Consider the following 23,400-nt stretch of genomic DNA (forward strand, 5'->3'; position numbering starts at 1 on the left):
GTTGTCATCACCCGCGAAGGCGGGTGATCCAGTATCCCAGAGACAGCAGTGATTGAACCGATACGCCGCGGCGTACTGGATCCCCGCCTGCGCGGGGATGACAGCATTGTACGCAGTCGCTCTGTTGCTCGTGATAACGGGGGTTTGGTTTCGGAACTTCAACGGTTACCATGGGTTTTGGATACTGGTTGTTGCCGCCGGGCGGGCGGCCGACGGATGTGAGGCTTGGCCGTGTCGCTGCGAAACCTGAGCACCTACCGGAAAAAGCGTGATTTCGAAAAGACCGACGAGCCGTCCGGCGACGTCAAGGTGGCGCCGTCGAAGCAGCGCCGGTTCGTGATCCAGAAGCATGACGCGACCCGGCTGCATTACGATCTTCGGCTGGAGTTCGACGGCGTATTCAAATCGTGGGCGGTGACGCGCGGTCCGTCGCTCGATCCGCACGACAAGCGGCTCGCGGTCGAGGTCGAGGACCATCCGCTGGATTACGGCGATTTCGAAGGCGCCATTCCCGACGACCAGTATGGCGGCGGCACCGTGCTGCTCTGGGACCGCGGCTATTGGGAATCCGACGACCCCGAACGCGGCTTCAAGAAGGGCGATCTGAAGTTCACCCTGCACGGCGAAAAACTGCATGGCAGCTGGGTGCTGGTGCGGATGAAGGGCGACCGCTACGGCGGCAAGCGCACCAACTGGCTGCTGATCAAGCACCGCGACGAATTCGTCAAGCAGGGGGACGCCAACGACATCCTCGACGAGGACAGATCGGTCGCGTCGGGCCGGTCGATGGACCAGATTGCGAAAGGCAAGGGCAGGGCACCAAAGCCGTTCATGCTGGCGAAGGGCGACAAGACAAAAGCCGATGCGGTGTGGCAATCGAACCGCGGCGAGGCGGCGGAGGCGCGAGCAAAGGGCAAGTCGTCGATCGCACAGGGTGCGCCTGTTGCGAAGTCGCGTGTCTCCGCCAAGGCGAAGAAGGTCGAAGCGATGCCGGATTTCGTCGCGCCGCAGCTTTGCGCCTCGGTCGAAAGCCCGCCCAATTCGGACGGCTGGTGCCACGAGATCAAGTTCGACGGCTACCGCATGCAATTGCGGGTCGAGGATGGCGAGGCCGTTCTGAAAACCCGCAAGGCGCTGGACTGGACCGAAAAGTTCGGCGCTATCGCCAAAGAGGCGAAATCGCTGCCGGATGTGCTGATCGACGGCGAGATCGTCGCCATGAACCAGCATGGCGCGCCGGATTTCTCCGCGTTGCAGGCGGCGTTGTCCGACGGCAAAACCGACAATCTCATCTTCTTTGCATTCGATCTGTTGTTCAGCGGTGACGAAGATCTGCGTTCGCTGCCGCTCCGCGAACGTAAGGCGCGTTTGAAAAAACTGCTGGGAGCCCGCAAGCGGGGCCGCCGCCTGATCCAGTATGTCGAGCATTTCGAGGAACGCGGCGATACCATCCTGCAAGCCGCCAACAAATTGGCGCTCGAGGGCATCATCTCCAAGAAGCTCGAAGCGCCCTACCGCTCCGGCCGTACCGAGATCTGGACCAAGGCGAAAACCCGCGCCGGCCATGAGGTCGTGCTGGGCGGCTGGAAGACCACCAACGGCAAGTTCCGCTCGCTGATGGCCGGCGTTTATCGCGATGGTCACCTTGCCTTTGTCGGCATGGTCGGCACCGGCTTTGGGCAGGACACGGTGCGGCGCATCATGCCGGCGCTGAAGGCGGCGAGTTCAAACAACAGCCCGTTCGGCGGCAAGGACGCCCCGAAGAAAACCCGCGACGTGCATTGGCTGAAGCCGGAGCTGGTCGCCGAGATCGAATTTGCCGGCTGGACCGACGGCGGCAACATCAGGCAGGCGGCATTCAAGGGGCTGCGGCAGGACAAGCCCGCAGAAGAGGTTCAGGCAGAGAGGCCTGTCATGACCAAGGTGACGAAGCCGTTGATAACGTCCGGCAAATCGTCGGCCAACAAATCCGCTGAGGTGATGGGCGTCGTCATCTCCAAACCCGACAAGGCGCTGTGGCCGGACGGCGGCGACGGCAAAGGCGTGACCAAGCTCGATCTTGCGCGTTATTTCGAGGCGGTGGGTGAATGGCTGATCGGCCATCTCAAGGGACGGCCGTGCTCGGTGGTTCGCGCGCCTGATGGCATCAAGGGCGAGACGTTCTTTCAGCGTCACGGCATGCCGGGCAAGTCGGAGCTGCTCGACCTCGTGAAGGTCTCCGGCGACCGCAAGCCTTATCTGCAGATCGATCGCGTCGAGGGCCTGGCTGCCGTCGCGCAGAGCGGCGGGGTGGAGCTGCATCCCTGGAATTGCGCGCCTGACGCGCCCGACGTGCCCGGTCGGCTGGTGTTCGACCTCGATCCCGCGCCGGAGGTCGAATTTTCCGATGTGGTCGAGGCCGCCAAGGAGATGCGACAGCGGCTGACCGCCGTGGGGCTGGAGAGCTTCTGCAAGACCACCGGCGGCAAGGGATTGCATGTGGTGACGCCGCTGTTGCACGGCGCCAGGGACAAGGTGAGCTGGAAGGAGGCGAAGGCGTTCGCGCAAGGCGTTTGCCAGTGGATGGCGAACGACGATCCCGAGCGCTATCTGCTCAACATGTCGAAGAAGCAGCGCCACGGCAAAATCTTCCTCGACTATCTGCGCAACGACCGGATGTCGACCGCGGTCGCCGTGCTGTCGCCGCGCGCGCGCGACGGCGCCACCGTATCGATGCCGCTGACCTGGGCGCAGGTGCGCGGCGATCTCGACCCGACGAAATACACCGTGCGCACGGTGCCGGCGTTGCTGGCCAGGACCAAGGCGTGGCAGGGCTATGAGGAGGCGGCAGGGTCGATCAAGGCGGCGATGAAGAAGCTGGCTGGGGTGTGATGCCGATCTCGACCACAGTCGTCATACTCCGCGAAGGCGGAGTATCCAGTACGCTGCGGCTTCCCGGTTCAATCACCAGCGCTTCGGAATACTGGATCACCCGCTGGAGCCTGTCATCGGGCGGCCATTCGGCCGACCCGTTGGCGGGTGAAGACGAAGTCTAAAGCTTCCCGAGCAACACCAATATCAGCAAAATCACGATCACCAGGCCAAGGCCGCCGCCGCCGTAATAGCCGGTGCCGTAGAACGGTCCGCCGCCGATGCCGGAAAAGCCACCGAGCAGCGCGATGATGAGAATGATCAGGATAATTGTTCCGAGTGACATCTAGCTCTCCTCAGCCCGGCAATGGGCGTCTGGTTGCCTTGCCCTCAACCGGAAAAACAAATGGTACCTGTGAAAGTTCCACCGTTTGCAGTGCACATATGGGACTTGCCTCTTCCTTTCGAGCGAAACGGGATTACATCCGCACAATTCGACCCAAGGAATTTTTCGATGTCCGCACCGCTCGTCGTTTCGATCCCGCATAGCCTCGGCCGCGAAGAAGCGATGCGCCGCCTCAAGACCGGTTTGTCGCGCGCGACCTCCAGCGTGCCGGTGCTGAGCGTCGACGAGGAGCGATGGGAGGACAACCGCATGATCTTTCGCGTCCGCGCGCTCGGGCAGACGGCTGCAGGCCACGTCGATGTCGCCGACGATCACGTGAAGGTAGAGGTCGTGCTGCCATGGCTGCTGCAGCGCTTTGCCGAAGTGGCCCAGGCCGCGATCCGAAGTCGCGGCAAGCTGTTGCTGACCAAGAAGAGCTAACTTGCTGGCATCAAGCGCTTCCGTTTTGGCGCAGGCTTCGCCGCGCCGTGATATCTGGCCTTCAGCGCGGCCACGGGCAAATGTCCCAGCAGGTCGGAAAGCCGCAATTGCGAGGCATCGGCGTCGGCAAAGCCTTCCACGGAATAGCCGCTCACGTTCAGGGCGGCATCATAGGTTTCCGGGTGGGGCCATGCCCGGCCTGCGTCGGAAAACGGTGCGAACGATCGCATGACGACGACGATTGCCGCCTGGCGTCCGCGACGGCGGGCAAAGGCGATCACATGATTGCGGTGAGGTCCGTTCACCTCCAGGGGCTGATAGTCGCCGTTTGCAAACACATCGGCGAGCCCGGTGCGCAGCTTGAGCAGATGCCGGGTCCAGGCCAGTTTGATATGGCCGCTCGGCCAATCCTGCACCAGCCGATCCCAATCCGGCGTCTCCGGCGTCGTCAGCACGCGCGCCCGTTCGCTAAAATCGACCGGTCGCCGATTATCGGGATCGACCAGCGAAAAATCCCAGAACTCGGTGCCCTGGTAGAAATCCGGCACGCCGGGCATGGTTGCCTTCAACGTGATCTGGCTCAACGAATTCAAGGCGCCGAGCAACGACACGCGCCGCGCCAGCGCTTCGAGTGCGTCCAGAAACTCGGATGAAACGGAGCGGTCCAGAATCCGGGCGATGAAGGTGTTTATTCCCGCCTCATACGCCTCGTGCGGATTGAGCCAACTGGTTTCCTCCTTACCCTCGCGTGCCGCCTTCAGGGCATAGGCCTGCATCCGCTCCAGAAAGGAATTGTCGTCCGGCTGCCAGGCACCGAGCAGGGCCTGATAGAGCATGTATTCGAATGTCGCCGACGGCGCCCGCATCTCGCCGTCGATGACCAGGTGAGGCGCGTTGAGAACCTTCCAGCGCGCCACGGCGCTGGTCCACTCCCCAGGAATCTCGGACAGCGCCATGATCCGCGCGCGGGCGTCTTCGCCCCGCTTGGTGTCGTGCGTCGCGGTCGCGGTCATGCCGTGCGGCCATTCCCGGGCGCGCGTCTGCATGCTTTGATGAAAGCCATCGGCAGAGAGCGCCCTGGCGGATGGGTCGCCACCGACCTCGTTGAGCGCGAGCAGGCGGTGGTAGCGATAGAACGTCGTGTCCTCGAGCGACTTGGCCATCATCGGCCCGGTGAATTGCTGCACCTTCAGCGCGAATCGCCGGACGCGCGGCGCGCTGTGTGGCGGGCGGCCGGGCTTGAGCAGGTCCATGGTCAGGGTGTCGCGCAGAAATTCGAAAATGCCGTCATCGGCCGCGAACCAGTCGGCGCGGGCTTTTTCGATCGTCCGCGAGATCAGCGTGCGGTCATGGGCATTCGGACCCGACGACGTCAGATAAGTTCGGTAGACCGGGAAATGCAGCACATAGAGTTCCAGCGCCTGCCGCAGGCTGTCGGCGGAATAGTCCCGTGTCGAGTAGTGTCCGCTGGCGATGCGCGCCAAGAGGCGCGTCAGCACGGTGAATTCGCTGGTGAGCAGGGTTTCGAGCACCCGGCGCTTGGCCTCCTTCAGGATCGGATCGAGCTTTGGTGACTGACTGCTGATCTGGCGGAAAATTTCGCTGAGGGGTTCGAGGCCATTGCCGTCGACCAGCACGTGCGTGATGGTGTTCATCCACTCATAGCCGGTGGTGCCGTGGACACCGGTAAAGGCTGGAAGCTTTTCGCCCTCGCCGAGAATCTTCTCGACTACCAGGTAAAATGGCTTGCGGCCCTGCGCGCCACGGATCAGCCGGCGCAGGCGGTGAAAGTATTGTACGGGATCGCGCAGACCGTCGATGTGGTCGAGCCGCAGGCCCTGCAGTTTTCCGTCCGCAATCAGGTCCTTGACCCGTCGATGGATCGCCTCGAACGTGCCGGCATCCTCGACGCGCAAACCCGCGAGGGAATTGACGTCGAAGAAGCGGCGGTAGTTGATGTCGCTGGAGGCAAGCCGCCAATGCCCGAGCTTGTAGTGCTGGCGCTCAAGAAGGTGATGCAGCGCCAGCGTCTGCGCGGGACGATCCGCTCCGGCGCGATAGGCGTCGATCCCGTGCGCGATGGCCTCGGTGCTTCCTGCGATTCCGCGCAACTCAGCTTTGAACGCCGGGGCTTCCTTCCGGGTGGGGCGGTGGAGCCCGTGATAGCGTCCGGCGAGTGCGAGGATATCCTTGCCGACCGGGCTCGCTTCAGCGCCTGCTTCCCTGACGACGGTTCGCAGGATTTCGCTGTAGCGTTCGGGCGCGATCGGCAGCCGATGCTCGAAATACCACGCGGAAAAGCTGCCTTCGTCGGCATCGTAGCGCAGTTCGATCTCGCCGCTTTCCAGCGCCTGCCCGTAGGAAGAGCCGATGATCGGCAGCAGCACGCCGCCACGGGCGCGATACGGCAACAGCTCCCAGTCGATATCGAAAGACGCCGCATGCGGAGACGTTTGTCCCCATTCCAGCACGTCGAGCCACCACGGATTATCGGCAAAATGCACGCCGACATGATTGGGCACGAAGTCGAGGATCAGCCCGAGATCGTATTTGCGCAGCGCCGCGCTCAAGCGCTCGAAGCCGGCTTCGCCACCAAGCTCGGGATTGAGTTGGGTATGGTCGGTAACGTCGTAGCCGTGCGTGCTGCCCTTGCGCGCCTTCATGAAGGGCGAGGCGTACAGATGCGTGATCCCGAGCGCCCTCAGATAGGGGACCACGGAAGCGGCCGCATCGAAATCGAAATCCGCTGAAAGCTGCAGGCGGTAGGTCGCGATCGGGATCGCCGGGGGCATTTTCCTATCCGATGCGCCAGTGCACCGACCATGGCGGGACGCGCTCTCCCAACTCGCTGCCCCAGATCAGGGTTCCCTTGAATTCACCTGACGTATTGGCGATGTCCTGGTCCGACAGATTGGCGAGCAGCCGAAGCGTGGCGCCATCGCCCATGCGCCAGCTGGCGGTCAGCAGGCCATTACTGGCGGCCGTTGCTTCGCCGAATGCCGAGCCTGCGAGCCGAGGGACGATCTCGCGCCTGCGGATCGCCAGCATCTGCTGCACGGTTGACTGCCGTCGTTGCGCCGCCGGCGCGGCCCGTTCGTTCCAGTCGAGGACGGCGGATTGGAAGGTGGCTGGTGCCAGCGCGTCGGGGACCTCGTCGCCATACTCCGCGTAGGCCCAGGCGTATTCGCTGCGGCGGCCCTTGCGGACCGCGTCCGCGAGATCGCCCTTGAAATCGCAGAAAAACGGAAACGGTGTTTTCGCGCCCCATTCCTCACCCATGAACAGCATCGGGATCGCCGGCGCCAACAGCAACACGGCGAGCGCGGCTTCGATCGCCGTGGAATCCGCCACGGTCTCGAGCCGGTCGCCAAAGGGGCGGTTACCGACCTGGTCGTGGTTTTGCAGGAAATTGATGAACGCCGCCGGCGCGAGCTTGCCGCTCGGTTCGCCGCGCTTGACGCCGCGAAACTCCGACATTTCGCCCTGATAGACAAACCCCTGGCATAGCGACCGGGCGATATCGTCCAGCGGCGAGCGCTGATAGTCGCCATAGTAGCCCTGCTTCTCGCCGGTCATCAGCACCCGCCAGGCGTGATGATAGTCATCGTTCCATTGCGCACGGTATTTGCCGCGCGGCGGATCCTGTACGGCGTCAAGAATGCTGGCGCGGTTGTCGCCGTTCTCCAGCACCAGGTGGATGTGACGCCCGGTTGCCGCCGCGAGTTGGCCCACCGCCATGCTGAGATCGTGCAGCAGCGACAGCCCTCCCGGCTCGACGATGCTGTTTACCGCATCCAGCCTTAATCCGTCGAAACGGTAGTCCCGCAGCCAATGCAGCGCGTTCTCGATGGCGAAGGCGCGTACTTGCGGCACCCGGTAGTCGATCGCGCTGCCCCACGGCGTATGGGCCTCCGTGAAGAATCCCGGCGCGTAACGGCCGAGATAGTTTCCCTCGGGGCCGAAGTGGTTATAGACCACGTCGAGAAACACCATCAGGCCGCGCAGATGCGCCTCGTCGATCAGCGTCTTGAGATCCTCAGGCCGGCCATAGGCGCTGTCGGGCGCGTACCACAGCACGCCGTCATAGCCCCAGTTGCGGCTGCCGGCGAAGTCGGCTAGCGGCAGCAATTCCAGCGCGGTGATACCAGTTTGCACGAGATGATCGAGCCTCCCGATCATGGCGCGGTAGCTGCTGTCCGGCGTGAACGTTCCGACATGGGTCTCGATGATGACGGCTTCCTGCCAGGGCCGCCCGTGCCATTCCCTGGCGCGCCACGGATAGGCTGTGTGGTCGATCACCTCGCTCGGACCGAACACGTCTTCGGGCTGGAACGCGGAAGCGGGGTCGGGGACATCGATCTCGTCGTCGATGCGGAACTGATAGCGGGCTCCGGCTTTCGCGCCCGCGATCTCGGTGGCAAACCATCCATCGTCGCCGCGCTGCATCGCGCGGGGTTGTTGCAGCAGCAGATCGACGCGCTTGGCCGCCGGCGCCCACAGGCGAAAGCGCGCGCCATCCTTCGTCAGTTTTGGGCCAAATTGTCGTTCATTCATGCTGACCCCGCAAAGGCGAGCACCGAGCGCGGCGGCGCCTTCATGTCGGCGCCTGCAGCGAAGTCAGGCGTCGCTGCTGGGTTTTCAGTGGTATTCAGCACCTCGTGCCAGCTCTTGTAGTTGGTCATTTTGGGTAACTTGAATGCAATCTCTTCGGGGGCGGCGTTCAGCACGATAAAGATCGGCTCTTGCCCTTGTTCCATCGGTCCGAGCACGTAGGATAGGAATCGTCCTTCCGGAAACTTCCAGTCGGATTCCTTCATCTCCTCGGCTGCCGGCGTCAACCACAACACGCCGTAGGAGCCGTCGGCGCGACGGCCGTCAAGCCAGCGCTGGCAGCGGATCTGGCCGAACCGCCGCCGAAGGCCGGTCAAATGGCCGATAAAATCGGTGAGGTCCTCGCCCTCCTTGCCGAGGTTGTCCCAACCGACCCAGCCGATCTCGTTGTCCTGGCAATAGGCGTTGTTGTTGCCGTTCTGCGAGTTGCCGACTTCATCGCCGGCCAGCACCAGCGGCGTGCCCTGCGCGAGCATCAGGCACGCCAGCTGGTTCTTGCGGAGCTGGCGGCGTAACGCAACGATGGCGGCGTCGTCGGTCGGGCCTTCATGCCCGCAATTGGTGCTGTGGTTGTGGCTGGAGCCGTCGCGGTTGTCTTCGCCGTTGGCTTCGTTGTGCTTCTCGTTATAGCTGAACAAATCCGCCAGCGTGAAGCCGTCATGAACGGTGATGTGATTGATGCCGGCGCGTGTCGCGCGATTGTCATGGTGAAACAGATCGGACGAGGCGGTCATGCGGCTCGATATTTCGCCGATCAGGCTGCCTTCGCCGCTCCAGTAGCGCCGTATCGCGCTGCGGTAGCGGTCGTTCCATTCCGACCATTGCGACGGGAACGCGCCGACCTGATAGCCGCCCATACCGAGATCCCAGGGCTCGGCGACCAGTTTTACGGTCGCCAGCACCGGATCTTGCCGCACGGCGGTGAGGAAGGCGGCGTTACGGTCGTAGCCGTTCGGTCCGCGCGCCAGCGTGGTGGCGAGATCGAAGCGGAAGCCGTCGACGTGGCAGACCTCGACCCAATAGCGCAGTGAATCCATCACCATTTGCAGCACCCGCGGATGGGCCAAATTGACCGAACTGCCGCAGCCGGTGAAGTCGTCATAGAAGCGCCGATTGTCCGGCTTCAGCCAGTAATAGGACGCATTGTCGATGCCGCGGAACGACAGCGTCGGGCCGAGATGATTGCCTTCGGCGGTGTGATTGTAGACGACGTCGAGCATCACCTCGATGCCGGCATCGTGCAGCCGCGCCACCGTGGTGCGGAACGCATCGAGCGGGTTGTCCAGCGCGTAGCGCGCTTCCGGCGCGAAGAACGCCAGCGTATTGTAGCCCCAGTAGTTCACCAGCTTCCTTTCGACCAGCGCGCGGTCGTCGATCAGCCCGTGGATCGGCAGCAACTCGATGGTGGTGACGCCAAGGCGCTTGAGATGATCGATCATCGCGGGCGAGGCGAGCCCGCCATAGGTGCCGCGCAGACCCGGCGGCACGTCGTCGCGCTTCTGCGTCAGGCCCCTGACGTGGGCTTCGTAGATGATGGTGTCTTCCCAGGCAATGTTGGGACGCATCTCGCGGCGGCCCCAGTTGAAGGTTTCATCGACGACGACGGCCTTCGGCATGCCGCGGGCATTGTCGCGCCGGTCGAACGAGAGGTCCTCGCGCGAACTGCCGGCCCGATAGCCGAAATGCGCGTCGCTCCAGACCAGCCGGCCGGCGAGCCGCCTTGCATAGGGATCGAGCAGCAGCTTGTTGGCGTTGAAGCGGTGCCCGTGCTCGGGATGGTAGGGTCCGTGGACCCGATAGCCGTAGAGTTGTCCGGGCGAGACATCGTTGAGATAGCCGTGCCAGACGTCTTCGGTACGTTCGGGCAATTCGACGCGTTCGAGTTCGCGGCGGCCCTGGCCGTCGAACAGGCAAAGCTCGACCTTCTCTGCGTTGGCCGAGAACAGCGCAAAATTGGTGCCCCTTCCGTCCCAGCTGGCACCGAGGCGCGACGGGGTTCCCGCGGTCAGTCGCATGCGTCAGTTTTCCGGTACGAGAAAGATCGCAGCCAGCGGCGGAATGGTCAGGTTGAGTTCGGGGATGTTGCCCTCCAGCGTCCGAACCTCTCCGATATTGCCGACATTGCTGCCGCCATAATGCGCGGAGTCCGAATTCAGCACCTCTTTCCACTTGCCGGCAAACGGCACGCGTACCCGGTAATCGTAATAGACGTTGGGCGAGAAGTTCACGACCACGAGGCAGCGGGCGCGCGCATCGGTGCCCTTGCGGATCCAGGCGAAGACATTGCCGCCGGAATCATGGGTGATGACCCATTCGAAGCCCGGCTGGCTACAGTCGAACTCATGCAGCGCCGGCACCGTGCGGTAGAGGTGGTTGAGGTCGCGAATCAGGCTGTGAATGCCGGCATGCCTTGGTTGTTGCAGCAGATGCCAATCCAGTGAATGATCGTGATTCCACTCGCGCTCCTGGCCGAATTCGCAGCCCATGAACATCAGCTTCTTGCCGGGATGGCCGAACATGAAGCTGTAGTAGGCACGCAAATTCGCAAAGCGCTGCCAGTCGTCGCCGGGCATCCGTCCCAGGATCGAGCGTTTGCCGTGTACGACTTCGTCATGCGACAGCGGCAAGATGAAATTTTCCGAGAACGCATATTGCAGGCCGAACAGGATATCGCCGTGATGATATTTGCGGTGGATCGGATCCTTGCCGATGTATTGCAGCGTGTCGTGCATCCAGCCCATATTCCACTTGTAGCCGAAGCCAAGCCCGCCATATTCGACCGGGCGGGAGACTTCCGGCCACGCGGTGGATTCTTCTGCCGCGGTGGTGGCGTCCGGAAAGCGTCCGAACACTTCGGTGTTAAAGCGGCGCAGGAAGGCGATGGCTTCGAGATTTTCCCGCCCGCCATACTGGTTCGGAATCCATTCTCCCGCGGGCCTGGAGTAGTCGAGATAGAGCATCGAGGCCACGGCATCGACGCGCAGCCCGTCGACGGCGTAGCGCTCCAGCCAGAACAGCGCGTTCGACACCAGGAAATTCACGACTTCGGTGCGGCCGTAATTGTAGATCAGTGTGCCCCAGTCGAGGTGGCGGCCCTGCAAGGGGTTGGCATGTTCGTACAATGCGGTGCCATCGAAATGGCTGAGACCATGGGGATCGTCGGGGAAGTGCCCGGGCACCCAGTCAAGCAAGACGGCGATGCCGTCGCGGTGGAAGGCGTCGACCAGCGCGGCAAAATCCTCCGGTGTGCCGAACCGGCTGGTGGGTGCGAACAGGCCGGTCGGCTGATAGCCCCATGAGCCGTCGAACGGATGTTCGTTGACGGGAAGAAATTCGACATGGGTAAATCCGAGATCCCTGACATAGGCTGGAAGCTGCTCGGCGAGTTCGCGATAGGTCAGCCACTCATTGCCGCCCTTGCGCCGCCATGAGCCGAGATGGACCTCGTAAATCGACATCGGCGCGTTCAGCGCATTCATGCCAACCGGCGCCGGGCGCGGTCGCGGCAGGTTGGCCTGATCGAAGACGATCGAGGCGGTCTTGGGGCGGACTTCCGCGGCAAACGCGACCGGGTCGGACTTTAACGGCAAATGTTGCCCGTTTGGTTCGATGATGTCGAACTTGTAATGGTCGCCGACGCGGGCGTGGGGAATGAACAGCTCCCAATAGCCGACGCCACGCACCCGCATCGGATGCCGTCGCGGCTTCCAGTAATTGAAATCGCCGACCACGCTGACGCCGCGGGCATTTGGCGCCAGCACGACGAAGGCGACGCCCTCGACGCCTTCCAGCGTCATCGGATGGGCGCCGAGCTTGTCGTAGATGCGCTGATGGGTGCCCTCGCCGAGCAGATAGAGGTCGAAGTCGCTCAGGACGGGCGGAAAGCGGTAGGGGTCGTCGAGTTCGACCAGTTTGTCGCCAAAGCGGGCGCGCAATTGATAGCGTGTCGAGCCGTTCGGCAGCGCGCCGGCAAATAATCCGGCATCATGGATCCGCGCCAATGGTGCCCGTTCACCATGTTCACCGATTGCCTCCACGTTGGAGGCTTCGGGCAGGAACGCACGCACGACCTTCAGCTCACCCTCGGTGTGGAGGCCGAGATAGTGAAAGGGGTCGGCATGATTGCCCTGGATGATCGCATAGGCCTCGGCGGGTAGCTTGGTCATGAGGCCTCAAGGGACTGTTGCGACAAAATACGAAGCATTCCGGTCAGGGCCATACGCAGCCAATCCGGCCGGTTTGATAGTTCATATTCGATCTCGTAGCACGCCTTCTCAAGCAGAAAGAAGTTCAGCATCGCCTCGGCGGCCTCAGGTTCGGCCGGCCAAAGCCGTTGATTAACCATGGCTTCGCGATAGGCAGCCAGGAATGTGGTCGTCGCCCGGTCGCGCCACTCTGCGAGCGCAGCAGCAAGCTTGCCGTGCTCATCGTGGGCCACTTTCATCGCGCGCTCAAGGGCCGCGGTGGTCGAATAATCGATCGAACGGATCAGGCTGGCGACGTCTCGCGCTGCCGGCGCCTTGCGTCGGCGCTCCGCGATGGAGCGCCGGGGCTCGCCGTCGAAATCGACGATGAAGATATCCTCCTTGACCATCAGCAATTGGCCGAGATGGAAGTCGCCGTGATGGCGGATATTGAGTCCGCCGTTTTCGTGCGGCAGCAGGGCCTTCAGGCGATCGGGCAGGCCGGATTGGTGGCCCAGCAACTGATCGACCAGCGGACGATCCGCCTCCTTCAGCGTATCGCGCCGCTGCTTCAGCGTGTCGAAAACGCGCTCGGAGCGGGCCAGGGTGTCGCCGAACCAGCGCTGGATGTCCTCGTGCTTGATCGGCTCCGGAACGAACTCGGGAAGCTCGTTGTTGCTCGCCAGTGCGACGTGCAGTTCGGCGACACGCCTGCCGGCCTGTGACATGTAGCGCAGGTAAGAGACCTGGTCCTCACTTTCCCTGACACGCTCGCTTGCCGCCAGCAGGCGCTGCTCGTCGACGAAGCGGTCGAGATAGGCCGCGGTCACGGCCCAAAGGTCGCCCTGGTTGGCGACGAAAGCGTGCAGGACGCCGATTGCGTTGCGTTCGTCACCATCAATCAGTTCGACGCTGCCGAGCAGCGCCGGCGTGTTGGCAAAGCCGGCGACGTCGGTCAGGAAGCGTCCCATCTCGATCTCGGGACTGATGCCGGCCTGCAGTGTGCGGTAGATCTTGACGATATAATCCTCATCCACCTGCGCGGTGCTCTCCGGCCGCTCGGTCTCGATCGTGCGGATGTGTTCGGGCTGCTTGATCACCTTGTCGGCGAAGCGGCTGGTCGGCCGGAATTCCAGCTTCAAACCCTGCTCGCTTTCGTCGACGATCAGCGACTCCTTGAGGTTTCTCAGCAACAGCGCGATGAAAATCTGGTCGTTGGCGACGTCGAGCAGTGTTCCTTCGCGCGCGCCCTGGCGGACGGCTGCCAAAGCGCGCGGGTTATAGCGCTCGCGGTCGAAGCGTACCCATTCGATCTGCAGCGGCAGCACATAGCGGGTGGTGACGTCACGCTGCGTCGACTTGAAGAAGGCGAGCCACGGCCGGTTGTCGCCGATGTCGCAGAACGGGATCGCCGAAATCAGCGTCGGCTGGATCGCCTTGACCGATCGCTCCGGATACCAGCGCGTCCGTGCCAGGTGTCCCGGCAGCACATCGCGTTCGAACACGCCGCGGGTGCGCGCCAGCGACACCCAGGTCGCGTTCAGCGGCACCACCAGCGTTTCGAATTCGGGCACCGCCCGCTGCGGCACCGGCTCGGATTTGTCGCGCTCCTGCAGCTCGAACCAGTAGAAGCCGTAAGGCGCCAGCGTGACCATATAGGGCAGTTCGCCGATCGCCGGGAAACGCGTGCGGCCGAGCATTTCCAGGGGAATGCGGTCCTTCCACGGCGAAAGATCGAGTTCGGTGGCCTGTGCGGATCGCGACAGGTTGGCGACGCAGAGAATGGCCTCGTCCTCGTACTGGCGCACATAGCACAGCACCGAGCGGTTTTCCGGGCGGATGAATGTCATGGTGCCGCGGCCAAAGGCCAGCGTCGACTTGCGGACCGCGATCAGCCGTTTGGTGGCGCTGAGCAGCGACGACAAGCTGCGTGACTGCGCCTCGACGTTGACGGACTCATAGCCGTAGACCGGATCCATGATGGTGGGCGCATAAAGCCGCGCCGGATCGGCGCGGGAAAAGCCGCCATTGCGGTCCGGCGTCCATTGCATCGGCGTTCGCACGCCATTGCGGTCGCCGAGATAGATATTGTCGCCCATTCCGATTTCGTCACCGTAATAGATGATCGGTGTGCCCGGGAACGACAGCAGCAGCGAGTTCATCAATTCGATCTTGCGACGATCATTGTCCATCAGCGGCGCCAGGCGCCGGCGGATGCCGACATTGATGCGGGCGCGGGGATCGTTGGCGTAGGTCGACCACAGATAATCGCGTTCGACGTCGGTGACCATTTCCAGCGTCAGCTCGTCATGATTGCGCAGGAACAGCGCCCATTGGCAATTGCCCGGAATATCAGGCGTCTGCCGCAGGATGTCGGTAATCGGAAAGCGGTCTTCCTGCGCGATCGCCATGTAGATCCGCGGCATCAGCGGAAAATGATAGGCCATGTGGCATTCGTCGCCGCGGCCGAAATATTCCTGCACGTCCTCGGGCCATTGGTTGGCTTCGGCCAGCAACACCTTGCCCTTGGCATAGGCGTCAAGTTCGCTGCGCAGGTGTTTGATGATGGCGTGGGTCTCGGCCAGGTTCTCGTTGTTGGTGCCGTCGCGCTCGCACAGATAGGGAATGGCGTCGAGACGGAAACCGTCGACGCCGGTATCGAGCCAGCGCTTCATCACCTTGACCAGCGCGCTGACCACGCGCGGATTGTCGAAATTGAGGTCCGGCTGGTGCGAGAAGAAGCGGTGCCAGTAGAACTGGCCGGCCTCGGGGTCCCAGGTCCAGTTCGACTTCTCGGTATCGGTGAAGATGATCCGCGTGCCCGGGTATTTCTGGTCGGTATCGCTCCAGACATACCAGTTGCGCGCGCTCGAATCCGGGCCGCTGCGCCGGGCGCGCTTGAACCAGTCGTGCTGGTCGGAGGTGTGATTGACGACGAGCTCGGTGATGACGCGCAGACCGCGCCTCTTGGCTTCCTGGATGAACCGCCTGAAATCCTTCATCGTCCCGAAATCGGGATTGATGTCGCCATAGTCGGCGATGTCATAGCCGTCATCGCGGCCGGGCGAGGGATAGAACGGCAACAGCCACAGCGTGGTAACGCCGAGGTCCTGCAGATAGCCCAGCTTCTCGGTCAGCCCTGCAAAATCGCCGATGCCGTCATTGTTGCTGTCGGCAAAAGCCTTGACGTGGAGCTGATAGATGATGGCATCCTTGTACCAAAGCGCATCGTCGGCTGCCTCGACCGCTGGCACCTCGCTTGCATCGATCGTAAAGCTGCCGCCGTTGTTCAACGGATAGGCAGTATCGAATCGAAAGGAGGCGCCGGCCTTGGTGCTTTCGCCGGTTTGGACTTTTTTGTTCACGGTGATGCCATAGCCATGGAAACGACGCCCCCGTTTCACTTGCGAGAAAGGAGACGTTCCGGACATAGTAAAAAGCCGCTCAGCGGACTTTGGTTCCCCTGGAACCGTTGACGGCAGCGAGCGTTAGCGCTCGTCTATCTCCTTCCTGTATTTGGACAATTTCGCGACGCCTCCAAGGTGTTGTGTGCAAACCGCGTGCCGAATGGACCTTTTCGCTCAAGCTAAACGCCAGGGAATCCAGACCGAATTCGTGGATGGTCAGGGTCACCGCCGTGTGACGGACGCGGCCGCCCTGAAAATTATCCTCGATGCCCTGCCGCCGCAGACTGCCGGACAGTTCGTCGGTGGACCGGTCGTGGTCCGGTCCGGGCAGCCTGCGCGGACCGAGCTCTCGGCTGCTGCGAAGCTCCCGGTTCGATGGAAAATCTTAGCAGATCATAAGGTTATCGCGAAAGGCAGCAGCTCCGATCGGAGCATCGCCTGGCCGCAGGATCTGCCGCTGGGTGTCCACCGGCTGCAGCTGTCGGATGCCGCATCCACCACCGAAGACGTGCCGCTGCTGTCGGCACCGGCAAGGGCCTTTGGCGGCGATTTCGACCGCTGCTGGCTGCTCGCGGTTCAGCTTTACGGCGTTCGCTCGGCGCGCAACTGGGGGATCGGCGATTTCACCGACCTCAAGGCCCTGATCGAACTCGCCCACCATCTGGGAGCGGATGGCGTCGGCCTCAATCCGCTGCATGCCTTGTTCGATGACCGCCCTGGCGATTGCAGTCCTTATTCGCCGAACAGCCGGCTGTTTCTCAATGCGCTCTATGTTGATGTTGAAGCGATTCCGGAATTTCGGCTGGACGCCACCACCAGGGGCGCGCTGGCGCGGGCAAGGCAAGGCGAGGTTGTGGACTATGTTGCCGCCGCAGGCCTGAAATGGCCCGCGATGCGATCGGCATTCGAAGCTTTCAAGGTAAACGCGACACCAGGCCGCCGGCGGGACTTCGAGAAATTCCGCATTGAACGCGCGCCGTTGCTGTCACGCTTCGCCTGTTTCGAGGTGCTCCGGCACAAATTCAACAAGCCGTGGTGGGAATGGCCGGAGGAGTGGCGACAGCCGGATGACACCAAATGCGCTGAATTGCACAAGGGAGCGGACGCCGACGAAATCGCGTTCGTCGAATTCGTGCAATGGACGGCCGATCAGCAACTGGCGGCAGCGAAAGATCGGGCGAGCCAGCTCGGCATGAGGGTCGGGCTGTATCTCGATGTTGCCGTCGGTGTGCAGGCGGACGGATTCGACGCATGGAACGAACAGGTGGCGATCTCGCGCCATCTTGGCGTCGGCGCGCCGCCCGATCCGCTCAACACCGCCGGCCAGAGCTGGGGCCTCGCCGGCTTCAACGCGACCGGCCTGGAGTTGAAATCCTTCGAGCCCTATCGCGAAATGCTGCGCGCCTCGATGCGGCACGCCGGTGCGATCCGGCTCGACCACGTGCTGGGTTTGAAGCGGCTTTATCTGGTGCCGCAAGGCTTCAGCGCCGCCGACGGTGTCTATGTGCCGATGCCGTTCGAGGCGTTATTGGCTGCAACCGCGCAGGAGAGCGTTGCGCACCGCTGCGTCGTGATCGGCGAAGACCTCGGCACCGTGCCGGAAGGTTTTCGCGACGAGATCGCCGGGTGGGGCATCTGGTCCTATCTGGTGATGATGTTCGAGCGTGACGATCGCGGCGCGTTCCGCGCGTTCGATCATTATCTCGCCAACGCGCTCGTCACCTTCAATACCCATGATCTCTCGACCTATGCCGGCTGGCGCTCGTTCGGCGATCTCAGGACCAAGCGTGCGCTCGGCATCGATCCCGGCGAGAGCGATGACGCGCGATGGCATGCGCTGGCGATGCTCGACGAGGCGCTGCGCCACAGCGGCATCGACAGGAACGATCTTTATTCCGTGGTAAAGTTTCTCGCGCGCACCCCATCACGGCTGCTCGCGATCGGGCTGGAGGACTTTTTGGGTCTGGTCGACCAGCCCAATATTCCCGGCACCATCGACGAGCATCCGAACTGGCGCCGCCGGCTGCCGGTGCCGCTCGAGAAGATCGCGTCCACGATCGACGTCGCCGCGCTGAAGGCCGCGACACGCGAGCGGTCGCGCGCATAGGTCCGGAGCCAGGGTGGTCATAAGCCGTGTCGTGCAGGATAGAAGACTACGGACTGATCGGCGATTGCGAGACGGCGGCGCTGGTCGGCCGTGACGGATCGATCGACTGGCTGTGCTGGCCGGCGTTCGATTCCGACGCCTGCTTTGCCGCGCTGCTCGGCACCCCCGGGCATGGCCGCTGGCTGATCGCTCCCGCAGATGAGATCACCGCGACTTCGCGCCGCTACCGCGACAACACGCTGATCCTGGAGACGCGGTTTACCACCGCCAATGGCGTGGTCGACCTGATCGATTTCATGCCGCCGCGCGGCAATGCATCCGATGTGGTACGGCTGGTGCGCGGGGTCAGCGGACGGGTCAAGCTGCGCATGCAGCTGGTGATCCGCTTTGGCCTCGGTGCGGATATTCCCTGGGTCAGGAAAAGCGAAGACGGATCGGGACTGCTTGCGATCTGCGGGCCTGACATGACCGTGTTGCGAGCGCCGGTCGAGACCCGCGGCGAGGATTTCACCACGGTGGCGGATTTTGAGGTCGGCGAGGGCGACACCGTGCCTTTTGTGCTCACCTACGGGCCGTCGCACCTGCCAGTGCCCGGGCCGATCGATCCTGCACTCGCGTTGCAGGAAACCGAGGCGTTCTGGAGCGAATGGAGCAGTCGCTGCACCTATGAAGGCGAACACCGCGACCTCATGATACGCTCGCTGATCACGCTGAAGGCGCTGACCTATGCGCCGACCGGCGGCATCGTCGCGGCGCCAACCACCTCGCTGCCGGAGAAGCTCGGGGGGGTGCGCAACTGGGATTATCGCTTCTGCTGGCTGCGCGATGCTACCTTCACACTGCTGGCGTTGATGAACTCGGGCTATACCGAGGAAGCCCTGGCCTGGCACAACTGGCTGTTGCGAGCGGTGGCGGGATCGCCGGCCAACATGCAGATCATGTACGGCATCATGGGGGAGCGGCGGCTGTTGGAATGGGAAGCCGACTGGCTCCCGGGATATGAGGGCGCGCTGCCGGTCCGGGTCGGCAACGCCGCGCATGACCAATTGCAGCTCGACGTCTATGGCGAGTTGATCGACGCCTTCCATCAGTGGCGAGTAGCCAAACTGGACCTCCATGAAGGGAGCTGGGCGCTGGAATGCGCGGTGCTGGAGCATCTCGCCAAACAGTGGGATCGGCCGGATCACGGCATCTGGGAGCGCCGCGGCGACGGCAAGCACTATGTTTCCTCCAAGGTAATGACCTGGGTCGCCTTCGACCGTGGCATCAAGAGCGTCGAAAAATTCGGCTTCAAGGCGCCGCTGGACAAGTGGCGGACGCTGCGCGACACCATCCATCGCGACGTCTGCGAAAAAGGTTTTGATCGCGAGCTGAACTCGTTTGTCGAATCCTACGGTTCGAAAATGCTGGATGCCAGCATCCTGTTGTTGCCCTCGGTGGGATTTCTTGAGCCATCGGACCCGCGCGTGGGCGGAACGCTGCAGGCGGTCGAAAAGCACCTGATGCGGGACGGTTTTGTGCTGCGGCACGATCCCCGTGAAGTCGAGCAGCAGCCGGCCGAGGGCGCGTTCCTGGCCTGCAGCCTCTGGCTCGCGGATGCCTATGTGCTGACGGGAGAGTTCGACAGGGCGTGGGAGTTGTTCGAGCGCGTGGTTGCGATTGCCAATGATCTTGGCCTGTTGGCCGAAGAATTCGATACCGGCGCAGGCCGCCAGACCGGCAATTTTCCGCAGGCGCTGACCCATATCGCGCTGATCAATACCGCCCATAACCTCAGCGCGGCGAAGCGGGCGACCGAGAAGCCGGCGATGCAGCGGTCGAAATAGCCTTCTAGACGAGCTTCAGAATCATCTCCATGGCGCGGGCAAAGCCGTCGCGCTCGTTGGTATCGGTCACATGCGTCGCGCGGTGCTTGACGTCGTCGGCCGCGTTGCCCATCGCGAACGAAATGCCGCTTCTGGCAAACATCGGCAGGTCGTTCTGCATGTCGCCGATGGTGGCGACGGTGTCGGTCGAGACGCCGAGCCGTTTGGCAATGTTCTCGACGAACGTGCCTTTGTCGTGGCCCGCGGGCGTGACGTCGAGATAGTAGGTTTGCGATCGAACCGCGGTGGCCTCGGCGCCCACCGCCTGCTGCATCGCCGCTTCGCAGCGCGCCAATAGCGCTGCATCCGAACTGGCGCCGACGATCTTGCAGGCGCCGGACAGATGCGGCGCGAAGTCGGCAACGATGGTCGGGTCGGCTTTGATCGCCCGGATCTCGTGCGGAACATACTCGCCGTCCGGATTGCGGGTATACCAGCGGTCGTTGGTGAACAGCCAGATGTCGACGCCGAACTCATTGAGCACGTCGAGGCTACGCTGCGCCACGTGAGGCGCGATCAAATGCTGCTCGATCGGTCTCAGTTGCGCATCGATGATCGAACTTCCGTTGAATGAACCGACCGGCAGCGTGATCGCCAGCGGCTCGATCAGAAAGCCCATGCCGATGGTCGGCCGGCTGGAAACGATGGTGAAGCCGACGCCGGCCTCGTGCAGCGCGCGGACGGCGTCCTTCGCGCCATCGGTGAGGGTCTTGTCTTTGGTCAACAGCGTGCCATCGACATCGGAAACGACAAACGCAATGCGGCTCATGAGGGCACTTTCAATTGGCTGACGATGTCGTCCACGATGGCTTCGACCGGCGCGTCGATCGATACCGTAATCGGGCGCTCGTCCGGCCGCGGCGGTTCCAGCGTCTTGAACTGGCTGGCGAGCAGCCCCGGTGGCATGAAATGCCCCTTGCGGGCGGCGAGCCGGCTCGCGATCAGGTCCTGCGTTCCGTTCAGGAAGATGATGCGGACGTCGTCGCGCCCATGCACGAGAATATCGCGATAGGCGCGCTTCAATGCCGAACAGGCAACGACGGCGCGTTGCCCGGTCCCCGAGAGCCGATCGATCTCGTCGGCAATCGCCTGCAGCCAGGGCCAGCGGTCTTCATCGGTCAGCGGCTGGCCCGCGCTCATTTTCGCGACATTGCCGGACGGGTGAAATTTGTCCCCGTCCTCGTAGCGCCAACCCATCCGCACGGCCAGCCAGTCGGCGATGGTGCTCTTGCCCGAGCCGGAGACGCCCATCACCACCAGCGCGCAAGGCGGTGTCGCATCACCCACGAAAATTCTCCGGCAACGCCGCCTGATCCACCAGCCAGACCGTCTCGCCGGTGGATCGCGCGCGGTTCGCCGGCAGGTTCTCGCCTGCGAACACGCGCGTTAGGATCGCGCGCTTGTCGGCGCCTGCGACCTCGAACAGCATTTCGCGGCAAGAAGCGAGGGTTGGCAGCGTGAGCGTGACGCGGGGGACGAACGGTTCGACATTGGCTTTGGGCACGCCGACCACCCAACGCTGGGTCTCGTCGAGGGCGGGGTCGCCGGGAAACAGCGAGGCGGTATGGCCGTCGGGGCCGACACCCATCAGCACGAGATCGAACAGCGGCCGGTCAGGATCGAGTGCATCTGCGCCATAGAACGCTTTCAGTTCGCCGTCGTAAAGCGCGGCGCCGCGATCGGGATCGGCCGGATCGGCGGTACTTGTCGGAATCGGATGGATGTTGGTGGCTGGCGCGCATTGGTCCAGAAAAAGCTTCCGCGCGACGCCCATGTTGTTGAGGGGATCATCCGCCGGCACGAAGCGCTCGTCGCCGATGAACCAGTGCACGCGCTCCCACGGAATTTTGCGTCGGCAGGCCTCGGTGGTGAGCAACTGATAGAGCTGTTTCGGACTCGATCCGCCGGTCAGGCAGATCGCGACGCGGCCGGGGTTTTCCGAGATCCGCGCGATGAGGCGCTCGGCGGCGGCCGCGGCCATCGCGGCCGGATCGGCCACTGACATCACATGGCGGTTATCGTTCGACATCATCGCTAACTGAGCTTCCGCCAGCTTCGGCCGTCTCGCTCCAGCAGGTCGTTGGCCTCTTCAGGACCTTCACTGCCGGGCTCATAGACCTTCAACCCCTTGCCGCCCGCATTCTTCCAGGCGTCGAGAAACGGCTGCACCGCCCGCCAGCCGGCCTCAACGCTGTCCGCGCGCTGAAACAGGATGTTGTCGCCGATCATGCAGTCATAGATCAGGGTCTCATAACCGGTCGATGGTTCGGCCTGAAAGTAATCCTTGTAGCGGAACTTCATCTCGACGCCATCGATATTAATGGTCGGGCCCGGCACCTTGGTGTTGAACTGCAGCGCGATGCCTTCGGTCGGTTCGGTCGAGATGATGAGGTAGTTCTGCGAGAGCCGGTCGACGGGCGTGTCGCGGAACATCGCGAACGGCGCCTGCTTGAATTTGATTGCGATCTCGGTGCGCTTGATACCGAGCGCCTTGCCGGTGCGCAGATAAAACGGCACCCCGGCCCAGCGCCAATTGTCGATGGTCAGCTTCAGTGCGGCATAGGTTTCCGTGGTGCTGGCGGGCTTGACGTCGGCGGTCCTGCGATAGTCCTCGATCTCGGTGTCGTCGACCGTGCCGGCGCGGTATTGCCCGCGCACCGAATTGTGCAGCGCCTCCTGCTCGCCCTGGGTCTGAATCGCGGCCAGCACGTCGGCCTTCTCCGAACGCACCGAATGCGCGTCGAACTTCGATGGCGGCTCCATCGCCACCAGCGACATCAGTTGAAACAGATGGTTCGGCACCATGTCGCGCAAGGCGCCGGTCGCGTCATAAAAGCTGCCGCGATGGCCGACGCCGAGCTTTTCATCGACCGTGATCTGGATGTGGTCGATGTGGTTGCGGTTCCAGATCGGTTCGAACATGCCGTTGGCAAAGCGCAGCACCAGGATGTTCTGGACGGTTTCCTTGCCGAGATAATGATCGATCCGGTAGATTTGATGCTCTTCGACCAGTTTGAGCAGCTCGCTGTTCAGCTCCCTTGCCGATTCGAGGTCGGTACCGAACGGCTTTTCGACCACCAGCCGCCGCCAGGTGCCGTTCTCGGCCAGCATGCCGGTGCGGCCGAGTTCGCGGCTGATCGGCAGGAAGGCGCTCGGCGGCGTCGCCAGATAGAACAGACGATTGCCGTGGGTATTGCGCGCGACTTCGAGTTGATCAAGTTGCCTGCTCATGGCGTCGAACGAGGCCGGATCCTTCGGATCGGCCTCAATGCAGGTGACGCATGCAAGCAGCCGCGTCGCGATCGCCTCGTCCACCTGGCGCGTGGCGAATTGATGCAGGCCCTTCATCAGGCTGTCGCGCAACTGGTCGCTGGTCATGCCCTTGCGGGCGATGCCGACGACGCAGAATTTTTCCGGCAGCAGGTCCGCCGCCGCGAGGTTATAGAGGGCAGGAATCACCAGCCGATGCGCGAGATCACCGGTGACGCCGAAGATGACGAACGAGCAGGGATCGGGTTTCGTCTGTGCCAGTTTGCCGACCGCCATGAGC

Annotated in this window: 14 protein-coding genes; 4 read left to right on the forward strand and 10 right to left on the reverse strand. The window is 62.9% G+C overall.

Going from position 1 to position 23,400, the window contains the following annotated elements; translation table 11 throughout:
- Nucleotides 1–231: 231 nt before the first annotated feature.
- On the forward strand, nt 232–2,871 hold the full coding sequence (gene ligD / locus ACSQ84_RS31000) for a DNA ligase D (RefSeq protein ID WP_436215533.1): 2,640 nt from the start codon (nt 232–234) through the stop codon (nt 2,869–2,871).
- Between the two features lie 160 nt (nt 2,872–3,031).
- On the opposite strand, the gene ACSQ84_RS31005 is transcribed toward ligD, so the two are convergent.
- Nucleotides 3,032–3,196: a DUF3309 family protein gene (locus ACSQ84_RS31005; protein ID WP_436215534.1), complete on the reverse strand. Its 165-nt coding sequence runs from the start codon at nt 3,194–3,196 to the stop codon at nt 3,032–3,034.
- A 168-nt stretch (nt 3,197–3,364) separates the two neighbouring features.
- Here ACSQ84_RS31005 and ACSQ84_RS31010 point away from each other — a divergent pair, with 168 nt between their 5' ends.
- Entirely contained in the window at nt 3,365–3,676 is a 312-nt protein-coding gene (locus ACSQ84_RS31010) for a polyhydroxyalkanoic acid system family protein (protein WP_436215535.1), read from the forward strand.
- On the opposite strand, the gene treY is transcribed toward ACSQ84_RS31010, so the two are convergent.
- The 5 genes from treY to treS are packed head-to-tail and all read right to left on the reverse strand — an operon-like array spanning nt 3,673 to nt 15,740.
- Nucleotides 3,673–6,468 (reverse strand): malto-oligosyltrehalose synthase, encoded by a 2,796-nt coding sequence (treY, locus tag ACSQ84_RS31015; protein WP_436215536.1) that lies wholly within the window; start codon nt 6,466–6,468, stop codon nt 3,673–3,675. The genes ACSQ84_RS31010 and treY overlap by 4 nt on opposite strands.
- 4 nt (nt 6,469–6,472) lie before the next feature.
- A complete protein-coding gene (gene treZ, locus ACSQ84_RS31020; protein WP_436215537.1) occupies nt 6,473–8,230 on the reverse strand; it encodes a malto-oligosyltrehalose trehalohydrolase in 1,758 nt (585 codons plus the stop codon).
- Entirely contained in the window at nt 8,227–10,302 is a 2,076-nt protein-coding gene (gene glgX, locus ACSQ84_RS31025) for a glycogen debranching protein GlgX (protein WP_436215538.1), read from the reverse strand. The genes treZ and glgX overlap by 4 nt, the downstream gene beginning before the upstream one ends.
- 3 nt (nt 10,303–10,305) lie before the next feature.
- Nucleotides 10,306–12,453 carry a 1,4-alpha-glucan branching protein GlgB gene (gene glgB / locus ACSQ84_RS31030; protein ID WP_436215539.1) on the reverse strand — a complete coding sequence of 716 codons (2,148 nt, stop codon included), beginning with the start codon at nt 12,451–12,453 and terminating at the stop codon, nt 10,306–10,308.
- The gene (treS, locus tag ACSQ84_RS31035) at nt 12,450–15,740 is read right to left on the reverse strand and encodes a maltose alpha-D-glucosyltransferase (RefSeq protein WP_436215622.1); all 3,291 of its coding nucleotides are present in this window, start codon (nt 15,738–15,740) and stop codon (nt 12,450–12,452) included. The genes glgB and treS overlap by 4 nt, the downstream gene beginning before the upstream one ends.
- Nucleotides 15,741–16,038: 298 nt before the next feature.
- Between treS and malQ the strand changes: the two genes are divergently transcribed.
- Entirely contained in the window at nt 16,039–17,985 is a 1,947-nt protein-coding gene (malQ, locus tag ACSQ84_RS31040; RefSeq protein WP_436215540.1) for a 4-alpha-glucanotransferase, read from the forward strand.
- Between the two features lie 26 nt (nt 17,986–18,011).
- Nucleotides 18,012–19,811 carry a glycoside hydrolase family 15 protein gene (locus ACSQ84_RS31045; RefSeq protein ID WP_436215541.1) on the forward strand — a complete coding sequence of 600 codons (1,800 nt, stop codon included), beginning with the start codon at nt 18,012–18,014 and terminating at the stop codon, nt 19,809–19,811.
- Nucleotides 19,812–19,815: 4 nt separating this feature from the next.
- Here the strand turns inward: ACSQ84_RS31045 and ACSQ84_RS31050 are convergent, their stop codons facing one another.
- From ACSQ84_RS31050 to zwf, 4 genes are read right to left on the reverse strand one after another with little or no spacing between them, the layout of a single operon-like run.
- Nucleotides 19,816–20,619, reverse strand: a complete 804-nt coding sequence (locus ACSQ84_RS31050) for an HAD family hydrolase (RefSeq protein WP_436215542.1) — start codon at nt 20,617–20,619, stop codon at nt 19,816–19,818.
- Nucleotides 20,616–21,101: a gluconokinase gene (locus ACSQ84_RS31055; RefSeq protein WP_436215623.1), complete on the reverse strand. Its 486-nt coding sequence runs from the start codon at nt 21,099–21,101 to the stop codon at nt 20,616–20,618. The genes ACSQ84_RS31050 and ACSQ84_RS31055 overlap by 4 nt, the downstream gene beginning before the upstream one ends.
- A gap of 28 nt (nt 21,102–21,129) precedes the next feature.
- Complete coding sequence (gene pgl / locus ACSQ84_RS31060) at nt 21,130–21,882, reverse strand: 6-phosphogluconolactonase (RefSeq protein ID WP_436215543.1); 753 nt, start codon at nt 21,880–21,882, stop codon at nt 21,130–21,132.
- A gap of 2 nt (nt 21,883–21,884) precedes the next feature.
- On the reverse strand, nt 21,885–23,396 hold the full coding sequence (zwf, locus tag ACSQ84_RS31065) for a glucose-6-phosphate dehydrogenase (protein WP_436215544.1): 1,512 nt from the start codon (nt 23,394–23,396) through the stop codon (nt 21,885–21,887).
- Between the last annotated feature and the right edge of the window lie 4 nt (nt 23,397–23,400).

It is taken from the genome of Bradyrhizobium sp. LjRoot220 (assembly GCF_964252915.1).
GTDB lineage: Bacteria > Pseudomonadota > Alphaproteobacteria > Rhizobiales > Xanthobacteraceae > Bradyrhizobium.